Here is a 9,589-nt window from a genome sequence, read left to right as displayed (position 1 = left end):
AAAAACCCCCCGGGGGGGGTTTATAATTTCCCCACGCGGGGGTGGGGGGGGGGGGGTGTTTTGGCGGGGGGGGGGGGCTGCGTCGCCCTGATTTTCCCTTCATGGTCGGAGTCGTCAAGAACGCTCCTTCAGCTGTCATGCAGATGACTGGCTCCCGCGGTTCTCAGCCGCGGGCTTTTTGTGCTGCGTCGGCGCGCCGACGGGCGCCTGCATCCATGCGCTCAGAAGGGCCGCACGGCAGCCGCGTGCACGGTGGTTTAGAATCGATGGATTGAGACTTTGCGCGGCGACAGCACCAGAACCAATATGGCTTACAAAACGATTGAAGACACGATCGGCAATACGCCGCTCGTACAACTCGTCCGGCTCCCCGACGACGAGATCCGCAGCCGCAATAACGTGATCCTTGCGAAGCTCGAGGGCAACAACCCCGCGGGTTCGGTGAAGGACCGTCCGGCGTTGTCGATGATCGCGAAAGCGGAAGCACGCGGGCGCATCAAGCCAGGCGACACGCTGATCGAATCGACCAGCGGCAACACCGGTATTGCGCTTGCCATGGCGGCCGCGATCCGTGGCTACAAAATGGTCCTGATCATGCCGGAAGATCTGTCGGTGGAGCGCCGTCAGAGCATGGCCGCGTATGGCGCGCAGATCGTTCTCACGCCGGTCACGGGCGGCATGGAGTACGCACGCGATCTGGCCGAGCAGATGCAGCGGGAAGGCAAGGGCATCATCCTCGACCAGTTCGCCAATCCGGACAATCCGGCCGCGCACGTCGAAGGCACCGGCCCGGAAATCTGGCGCGACACCGAAGGGCGCATTACGCACTTCGTGTCGTCCATGGGTACGACCGGCACGATCATGGGCGTGTCCACCTATCTGAAAGAGCAGAACCAGGCTATCGAGATCATCGGTGCGCAACCCGAAGAGGGTTCGCGCATTCCGGGCATTCGCAAATGGCCGGAAGCCTATTTGCCGAAGATTTTCGATCGTAGCCGGGTGGACCGCGTGGAGAATGTGAGCCAGGCCGCGGCTGAAGCCATGGCGCGCCGTATGGCGTCGGTGGAAGGCATCTTTGCTGGCATCTCGTCGGGCGGCGCGTGCGAAGTGGCGCTGCGCGTCGCACGGCAGGTCGAGAACGCGACGATCGTGTTCATTGTTTGCGACCGCGGTGACCGCTATCTGTCGACGGGTGTGTTTCCTGCGTAAGCGCGTAGCCTGAAGCCGCTCGCGCAATGAAAAAGCGCCGGTTCAGAAGACCGGCGCTTTTTTTCGTCTTGTGGCATTGCGGGACGCACCCGGCGCCCGCACCGCCAGCTATTGCGAGGCCGCAACCGGCGGCGCGGCGTTGTTGACGGCGTTGGTCGCGTCGCTTGCTTCCATCTGCGCCTTGACCCGCTGGCCCAACTGATACACCGCGAGCGCGTAGAAGAAGCTGCGGTTATAGCGCGTCAGCACGTAGAAATTCTTCAAGCCCAGCATGAACTCGGTGCCGCGTCCGGGCGAGGGCAGATCCACCACCGTGACCGGCGTGCCGGCTTCCGACGCGATGTCCACGCCCGGTTCGTTCAGCAGCAAGCCGGCGCGCAGCAATTGGTCGAGCGGCCAGTGCGGCTCCGGCTGGCCGTCGGCGGCCGCTTGCGCGACGCCCAGGCTGCCGGCGTCCGAGCCGATCTTCCACACTACTGGCCGGCCGTTTTCCCAACCGTTCTGGCGCAGGTAATTCGCCACGCTGCCGATCGCATCCGCCTGGCTCGTGCGCAAGTCGATCTGCTTGTTGCCGTCGTAGCTCACCGCGTATTGCACGATGCTGCTCGGCAGGAACTGCGGAATACCGATCGCGCCGGTGTAGGAGCCCAGCACGGTGGTCGGATCGATCTGCGAGTCGCGCGTCCATACCAGGTAGTCTTCGAGATTCTTGCGGAAGGTCGCCTGGCGGTCCGCGCGATTAGCGGTGCCCGGATAGTCGAAGCTGAGCGTGGTCAGCGCGTCGAGCACGCGGAAGTTGCCCATGAAGCGCCCATAAATCGTCTCCACGCCGATGATGCCGACGATCACTTCCGGCGGCACCCCGAACTCTTCATAGGCGCGTTGCAGCGTGGCCTGATTCGCGCGCCAGAAGCGCACGCCGGCATTGATGCGGACCTGGTCGAGAAAGCGCGCCTGGTACACGCGCCAGTTCTTGACCGCGGGCGAAGGCGACGGCGTCACGAGCTTGACCGCGGTCGCCGAATAACTCACGCCGGCAAAGAGTGCGTGCAGCGCGGACTCGTCGAAGTCGTAACGCGCCACCATGTCGTTGATGAACGCGTCGACATTGGGGTTGTTCGCGTAGCGCTGCGGGATGATCTCTTCTTCAAACGTTTGCCCTTGAGGTACAGCGGGTTGCGGCTGGCCTTGCGCGAGCAGCACCGATGGTTTCTTGCCGGCACTTTGCGCGATCGCGGGACTGGTTGCCATGATCATGCACGATGCGACGGACAGTGCGGCGGCCATGGACGTGATGCGTAGCCGGTTTCGTGCAGACAGAGCAAGCTTGACGGTCATAGTGAGCTAAGGCGCGGTGCGCGGGAGACGAGGGAAGACGGGAAAAATCGATCGGGGCAGTATACCCGACGCCTCCCCGCAAAACTGTGCCTGACGCGTCACAGCCGCATCGTGTGGTAACTTGATGACTGTTGGCGCGCCGAGGGCGCGCGCCCCTGGATGGAGACATGCCGCACGCGTTCGAAACGCGTCGCCGCAGAAAAGAATCATGGCAACTGGCTTTTATTCCCACCACGACTGTCTGCTGCACGATATGGGGCAATGGCATCCCGAATGCCCCGCGCGCCTGCAGGCAATTGAAGACCAATTGATCGGAAGCCGCATCGATTCGCTGATCGAGCGCGAGTTGGCGCCGCTCGCCGACGAAGCCGCGCTGCTGCGCGTGCATACGCAAGCCCACGTCGATTACATCCGCAGCCGCTCACCCGCTGAAGGCACCGCCGAAATCGATCCCGATACGACGATGAACCCGCACACGTTGAAAGCCGCGCTGCGTGCGGCGGGCGCAGCGGTAGCCGCGACCGACGCGGTGATCGAAGGCCGCTACGACAATGCCTTCTGCAGCATCCGGCCGCCCGGCCACCACGCCGAACCGGCGCGCGCCATGGGCTTCTGCTTCTTCAACAATATCGCGATCGCCGCGCGTCATGCGCTCGAAGTGCACGGCCTCTCGCGCGTCGCGATCATCGACTTCGACGTGCATCACGGCAACGGCACCGAGGCGGCCTTTTCGGGCGACTCGCGCGTGCTGATGTGCAGCTTCTTCCAGCATCCCTTCTACCCGTTCACCGGTGCCGACAACCATGCGCCCAACATGTGCAACGTGCCGATGCCGGCGCGTTCGAAAGGCATGGCGGTGCGCGAGGCGGTGGACATGCTGTGGCTGCCGCGCCTGCACGAGTTCAAGCCGGAGATGGTGTTCATCTCGGCTGGCTTCGACGCGCATCGCGAGGACGACCTCGGCAACATGGGCCTTGTCGAAGACGATTACGCGTGGATCACCGATCAGATGCGCGAAATCGCGAAGCGCTATTCGCGCGGGCGCATCGTGAGCTGTCTCGAAGGCGGCTACAACCTGTCCGCGCTGGGTCGCAGCGTGGTCGCCCACGTGCGCTCGCTGGCCGGGATCTGAGCCGTCGCGCGGCGCGCAGCGCCATCCACTCTATGAGGAGCGAGCCATGAACGCCGATGCGCGCGACGCGTCACTGATCGAGATCGAACATGGCGCGTACGGCGTGCCGGGCGTGGTGCGTGTGACGATGAACCGGCCCGATGCCTTTAACGCGCTCTCCGAAGCCTTGCTCGACGACCTGCAGACGGCATTGAGCGAGATCGGCCGCTCGGACGCGCGCGTGGTCGTGATCGCCGGCGCGGGCCGGGCGTTCTGCGCGGGACACGATCTGAAGGAAATGCGCGCGGCGCCTTCGCTGGCGTACTACCAGGCGCTGTTCGCCCGCTGCACGAAGCTCATGATGACGATCCAGCGCTTGCCGCAACCGGTGATTGCGCGGGTGCAAGGCATCGCGACTGCGGCTGGTTGTCAACTCGTCGCGATGTGCGATCTGGCGGTCGCTGCCGACACGGCCCGCTTTGCGGTTTCGGGCGTGAACCTCGGGCTCTTCTGCGCGACGCCTGCCGTGCCTCTGTCGCGCAACCTGTCGCGCAAGGCCGCGCTCGAATTGCTGCTCACCGGCGATTTCATCGACGCCGTGGGCGCGAAGCGGGAAGGGCTCGTGAACCGCGTCGTCCCTGCGGATGCGCTGGACGCGGAAATCGCACGGCTTGCCACCAGCATCTGTGCGAAACCCGTCGAAGCCGTGAGCGCCGGCAAAGGCCTCTTCTATCGCCAGTTGGAAATGGGAATCGAAGCGGCTTACCAGCTTGCCGGCCAGACGATGGCCTGCAATATGATGGATGAGTCGGCGCTGGAAGGTGTGCAGGCGTTTATCGACAAACGCCCGCCCGACTGGAAGCGTGACGCGGACTAGCCGCGTCGATCAGGCTCTCGCCACCAGCCGTTTTTCGATCCAATCGATCAACGCCCCGATCACCCGGTCGCGGTCGATGTCGTTCATCGTCTCGTGATAGCTGCCTTCGTGCAGAGTGAGCGTCTTGTCCGGCGAGCCCGCGTGCTCGCCGAATTCGCGGCTGCCTTCGGGTTCGGTGAGCTTGTCGGCGGTGCCGTGATAGACCAGCAGCGGCACTCGCAAGCCCGCCCGGCCGCGTTCGATGCGCGCCATCGCCAGTAACAGCTCCGCGCCGGTGCGCGCGGGAATCGCGCCGTGATGCACGAGCGGATCGTTGCGATTGGCGTTCACCACGGGTTGAAGGCGCGATAACAACGCGGCGTCGATCTTCATCGCCGGGAAGCTCGGATAAAGACGGCTGATCACCTGGCTTAGCTTGAGCATCCAGCGCGGCACGTCGCGGCCAGGCGCCAGCGCCGGGCTCGACAGGATCAGGCCGTTCAGGCGCCGGCCGCTCGCTTCGAGGCGCTCGATCGCGTAGAGCGCGGCCACGGCGCCACCCATGCTGTGGCCCATCAGGAAGAGCGGGGCGCAGCTTTGCGCGGCGGCGTCGAGCAAAGCTTGCGCGTCCAGCAGATAGTCGTCGAAGCGCTTCACGTAGGCCCGCTTGCCGGGCGCGTGGCCGTGGCCACGCAGATCGATCGCCGCCAGTTCGACGCCGGCCGCATTCAGCCGCGCGGCCAGCGCCGCGTAACGCCCGGCGTGCTCGGCCAGCCCGTGGATCAGCGCCACGGTGGCGCGCGTCGGCGCGGCGGCCGGCCAGCGGTACAGCGGTAATTCCACGCCGTCGCCGGTCGTGACCGACGAGCGCAGCGGCTCGCCGCTGTTCCGCTTGCCCGCGATGGGCTGCACCGTGTTGCTTGGAGATGTTTCCATGGCTGCCGCTTATCCTGATTTTGTTTCGCCCGATCATAGTCGCAGCGGCCGTGCGCGCGCGAGCACCTCGCACCGGGCGGGCCTCTAATTCCAACAGGTTATGAAAAGATCGTAATTGATTATTAAAGGGAATGTCGGCGCTGCGGTAGAATTGCGGGCTCAAATCCCAATAAAAGCAACGGCGGCCGCTTGTCGGGAGCGCATCACGCTCGCCGACAACCTCCGCCGTTTCGTTTTTCCATGATCGAAATACGCAATATCTCCCAGCGGTTCGCCGGGCCCCGGGGCTGGGTCGAGGCGCTGCACAACGTCAATCTGTCGATTCCGGCGGGTGAGGTGTTCGGCATCATCGGCCGCAGCGGCGCGGGCAAGAGTACGCTCGTGCGCACGCTCAACCTGCTGACACGCCCGAGCGAGGGCAATATCGTCGTCAACGGCCGCGACCTGACGACGCTGCCCGCCGCGCAATTGCGCGAGGCGCGCCGCGAGATCGGCATGATCTTCCAGCACTTCAATTTGCTGTCGTCGCGCACCGTGTACGAAAACGTCGCGCTGCCGCTCGAACTCGCCGGCATGAAGCGCGATGAAATCGAAGCGAACGTGTTGCCGCTACTCGACCTGGTCGGCCTGTCGGCGCAGAAGGATCGTTATCCGGCGCAGATCAGTGGTGGTCAGAAGCAGCGCGTCGGTATCGCGCGGGCGCTGGCGAGCAAGCCGAAAGTGCTGCTCTCCGACGAAGCGACTTCCGCGCTCGATCCCGAAACCACGCGCGCGATTCTCGACCTGCTCAAGCGCATCAACCGCGAACTGAACCTGACGATCGTGCTGATCACCCACCAGATGGACGTGATCAAGCAGGTTTGCGACCGCGTCGCCGTGCTGGATGCGGGCCGCGTGGTTGAAGAAGGCAAGGTCATCGACGTGTTCCTGCAACCGCATCACGAAGTCACGCGCGCATTGATCGGCGACGTGATCGCGCAGGAATTGCCGCCCGCCATGAAGGCGCGTGTCGCCGAGCGTCTCAAGACAGGCAGCGGTCACTTGTTGCGACTCGCGTTCACCGGCTCCGGCGTCGATCAGCCGATCCTGTCGGAAACCATTCGCCGTTACGAACTCGACTTCAACATCCTGCACGGCCAGATCGACGAGATCCAGGGGCAGGCGTTCGGCTCGCTCGCGGTGCTCGCGGGCGGTGAGCCGGCGAAAGTGGCGCAGGCGCTGACATATCTGCGTGAACAGGGTGTGGTGGTGGAGGAGCTGTCGTATGTTGAGTGAAATGTTGGACATGTTCGTCCAGTCGTTCTGGGAAACGCTCGTCATGGTGGGCATTTCCGGACTGGTCGGCGCTTTGGTGGGCTTGCCGCTCGGCGTGCTGCTGTATCTGACGGATCGCCAGGGCGTGCTGCAGAACATCGCGGTGAATCGCGTGATGGGCGTGATCGTGAATGCGGTTCGCTCGACGCCGTTCATTATCCTGCTCGTCGCCGTGATTCCGTTCACGCGTCTCGTGGTGGGTTCGTCGATCGGAACCGCGGCCGCCGTCGTGCCGCTGACGATCGCCGCCGCGCCGTTCATCGCGCGTCTGGTGGAGACTGCGTTGCGCGAAGTGGATCGCGGGCTGATCGAAGCCGCGCAGGCGATGGGCGCGACCACCAGCCAGATCGTCTTCAAAGTGTTGTTGCCGGAATCGCTGCCGGGCGTGGTCGCCGGCTTGACGATCACTTTCGTCTCGCTGGTCGGCTATTCGGCGATGGCCGGCGCGATCGGCGGCGGCGGTCTCGGCGATCTCGGCATTCGCTACGGGTATCAGCGTTTCCTGCCGGAAGTGATGTTGACGGTCGTGGTGATTCTGATCGTCTTCGTGCAGTTGGTGCAGTCGTTCGGGGATTGGCTCGTGCGTCGTTTGAGCCATAAGTAAAACAACAATTTCGAATAGGTTTGGAAAGGTCCATCATGCAACGTCGTTTCATTCTCAAACTGGCTGCCGTGCTCGGCGCCACGTCCCTGTTCGCTGCCGGCGCGGCTCGCGCTGAAGATTCGATCAAGGTCGGCGTCACCGGCGGCCCGCACGCGCAGATCATGGAAGTCGTGAAGACCGTCGCGGCGAAGAACGGTCTGAACATCAAGATCGTCGAATTCTCGGATTACGTGCAGCCGAACGCCGCGCTCGCAGGCGGCGATCTGGACGCGAACAGCTACCAGCACGACCCGTATCTCGAGGCGCAGGTGAAGGATCGCGGCTACAAGCTGATCCGCATCGCCGATACGGTGACGTACCCGATGGGCATCTATTCGAAGAAAGTGAAGACGCTGGCCGAACTGCAGCCGGGCGCGAAGATCGCTGTGCCGAACGATCCGACCAACGGCGGCCGCGCGCTGCTGTTGCTGCAAAAGCAGGGCTTGCTGAAGCTGCGCGCCGACGCGGGCCTGAAGGCGACGCCGCTCGATATCGTCGAGAACCCGAAGAAGCTGAAGATCGTCGAACTCGACGCCGCGCAAATTCCGCGCTCGCTGAACGACGTGGACGCGGCCGCGATCAACACGAACTTCGCGATGGAAGCGGGTCTGAAGCCCAAGCAGGACGCCATCGCGATTGAAGATCCGAAGGGGCCTTACGTGAACATCATCGCGATTCGCGAGGCGGACAAGAATAAGCCGTGGGTCGCCAAGCTGGTCGCGGCGTATCATTCGCCGGAAGTGAAGCAGTTTGTTGAAAGCAAATTCGGCGGGGCCGTGATCACCGCCTGGTGAGCCGGCGGCCTGCAGAGCAAGCAAGATACGACGGCAATGCAAAATTAGAGTCGTAAGTCGGAACCCGGGGTTGTCGCCCGGGTTTTTTCGAGATTAAAATAGAACGATCGTTCGATATTGCCGTCACGCCGCTGAGGAGCGATATCCTCCTGCTAGAGCGCCCGCGACAGGGCTGCCGTGAGGGCAGTCGTTATAATGTTCGTTGGGTTGACGTATTCGTAACTTTGGAGCGTGTGCATGAAAATCCTGGTGCCAGTCAAGAGAGTGGTCGATTACAACGTGAAAGTTCGAGTCAAATCGGACGGCACGGGCGTCGACATCGCGAACGTGAAGATGTCGATGAATCCGTTCGACGAAATCGCGGTTGAAGAAGCGGTGCGTCTGCGTGAAGCGGGCGTGGCGACTGAAGTGATCGCCGTGTCGGCGGGTGTGACGCAGTCGCAGGAAACGCTGCGCACGGCGCTGGCGATCGGCGCGGATCGCGCGATCCTGATCGAATCTTCCGAAGAGCTGCAGCCGCTGGCCGTGGCCAAGCTGTTGAAGGCGCTGGTCGATAAGGAACAGCCGCAGCTTGTCATTCTCGGTAAGCAGGCTATCGACGACGATTCGAACCAGACCGGCCAGATGCTGGCTGCTTTGGCTGGGCTGCCGCAGGCGACGTTTGCCTCGAAGGTTGTCGTCGCCGACGGCAAGGCTACTGTGTCGCGTGAAGTGGACGGTGGCGCTGAAACGCTGTCGCTGACGCTGCCCGCAGTCATCACGACGGACCTGCGCCTGAACGAGCCGCGCTACGTGACGCTGCCGAACATCATGAAGGCGAAGAAGAAGCCGCTGGAAACGATCAAGCCGGAAGACCTGGGTGTCGACGTCACGCCGCGCCTGAAGACGCTGAAGGTTGTCGAGCCGCCGAAGCGCTCCGCCGGTGTGAAGGTGCCGGATGTGAAGACGCTGGTCGAGAAGCTGAAGACCGAAGCCAAGGTGCTGTGAGGGAGACAGAGCAAATGACAAATCTGGTAATTGCAGAACACGACAACGCGTCGATCAAGGCCGCGACGCTGAACACGATCGCAGCGGCACAGAAGATTGGCGGGGATATTCACGTGCTGGTGGCAGGGCACAACGCGCAGGCCGCAGCCGATGCGGCAGCGAAGATTGCAGGCGTTTCGAAGGTCCTGCTCGCCGACGCGCCGCAACTCGAAGCGGGCCTTGCAGAAAACGTCGAAGCGACGGTGCTGAACATCGCGAAGGACTACACGCACATCCTTGCGCCGGCAACGGCGTACGGCAAGAACATCGCGCCGCGTATCGCCGCAAAGCTCGATGTCGCGCAGATCAGCGACATTACCGCAGTGGACAGCGCTGACACGTTCGAGCGCCCGATCTACGCT

The 9,589-nt window shown here is 63.3% G+C and carries 9 protein-coding genes and 1 pseudogene; 8 read left to right on the top strand and 2 right to left on the bottom strand.

What is annotated here, in order from left to right; translation table 11 throughout:
* The first annotated feature begins 306 nt into the window (after window positions 1-306).
* Window positions 307-1,209 carry a cysteine synthase CysM gene (gene cysM / locus P0D70_RS35700; protein WP_091800109.1) on the top strand — a complete coding sequence of 301 codons (903 nt, stop codon included), beginning with the start codon at window positions 307-309 and terminating at the stop codon, window positions 1,207-1,209.
* Between the two features lie 108 nt (window positions 1,210-1,317).
* Here the strand turns inward: cysM and mltB are convergent, their stop codons facing one another.
* Window positions 1,318-2,466: a lytic murein transglycosylase B gene (gene mltB / locus P0D70_RS35695; protein WP_091801093.1), complete on the bottom strand. Its 1,149-nt coding sequence runs from the start codon at window positions 2,464-2,466 to the stop codon at window positions 1,318-1,320.
* A 289-nt stretch (window positions 2,467-2,755) separates the two neighbouring features.
* Between mltB and P0D70_RS35690 the strand changes: the two genes are divergently transcribed.
* Both P0D70_RS35690 and P0D70_RS35685 read left to right on the top strand, forming a co-directional pair.
* On the top strand, window positions 2,756-3,679 hold the full coding sequence (locus tag P0D70_RS35690) for a histone deacetylase family protein (RefSeq protein ID WP_091800112.1): 924 nt from the start codon (window positions 2,756-2,758) through the stop codon (window positions 3,677-3,679).
* A gap of 46 nt (window positions 3,680-3,725) precedes the next feature.
* The gene (locus P0D70_RS35685) at window positions 3,726-4,535 is read left to right on the top strand and encodes an enoyl-CoA hydratase (protein ID WP_408187977.1); all 810 of its coding nucleotides are present in this window, start codon (window positions 3,726-3,728) and stop codon (window positions 4,533-4,535) included.
* Window positions 4,536-4,544: 9 nt separating this feature from the next.
* On the opposite strand, the gene P0D70_RS35680 is transcribed toward P0D70_RS35685, so the two are convergent.
* Complete coding sequence (locus P0D70_RS35680; protein WP_408187976.1) at window positions 4,545-5,450, bottom strand: alpha/beta hydrolase; 906 nt, start codon at window positions 5,448-5,450, stop codon at window positions 4,545-4,547.
* Window positions 5,451-5,690: 240 nt separating this feature from the next.
* Here P0D70_RS35680 and P0D70_RS35675 point away from each other — a divergent pair, with 240 nt between their 5' ends.
* The 5 genes and pseudogenes from P0D70_RS35675 to P0D70_RS35655 all read left to right on the top strand — a co-directional run.
* Window positions 5,691-6,725 carry a methionine ABC transporter ATP-binding protein gene (locus P0D70_RS35675; protein WP_091800121.1) on the top strand — a complete coding sequence of 345 codons (1,035 nt, stop codon included), beginning with the start codon at window positions 5,691-5,693 and terminating at the stop codon, window positions 6,723-6,725.
* Complete coding sequence (locus tag P0D70_RS35670) at window positions 6,715-7,368, top strand: methionine ABC transporter permease (protein WP_091800124.1); 654 nt, start codon at window positions 6,715-6,717, stop codon at window positions 7,366-7,368. The genes P0D70_RS35675 and P0D70_RS35670 overlap by 11 nt, the downstream gene beginning before the upstream one ends.
* A 35-nt stretch (window positions 7,369-7,403) precedes the next feature.
* Window positions 7,404-8,201, top strand: a complete 798-nt coding sequence (locus P0D70_RS35665) for a MetQ/NlpA family ABC transporter substrate-binding protein (protein WP_091800127.1) — start codon at window positions 7,404-7,406, stop codon at window positions 8,199-8,201.
* A 237-nt stretch (window positions 8,202-8,438) separates the two neighbouring features.
* Window positions 8,439-9,188, top strand: a complete 750-nt coding sequence (locus P0D70_RS35660) for an electron transfer flavoprotein subunit beta/FixA family protein (RefSeq protein ID WP_091800131.1) — start codon at window positions 8,439-8,441, stop codon at window positions 9,186-9,188.
* 14 nt (window positions 9,189-9,202) lie between these two features.
* A pseudogene (locus tag P0D70_RS35655) lies at window positions 9,203-9,589 on the top strand (electron transfer flavoprotein subunit alpha/FixB family protein); the annotation flags it as partial.

Origin of the sequence: Paraburkholderia sp. RL17-381-BIF-C, from assembly GCF_046026435.1 — a bacterium.
Classification (GTDB): Bacteria; Pseudomonadota; Gammaproteobacteria; order Burkholderiales; family Burkholderiaceae; genus Paraburkholderia.
Note: the sequence above shows the minus strand (reverse complement) of the source record. Positions and strands in the feature narration are given on the sequence as shown.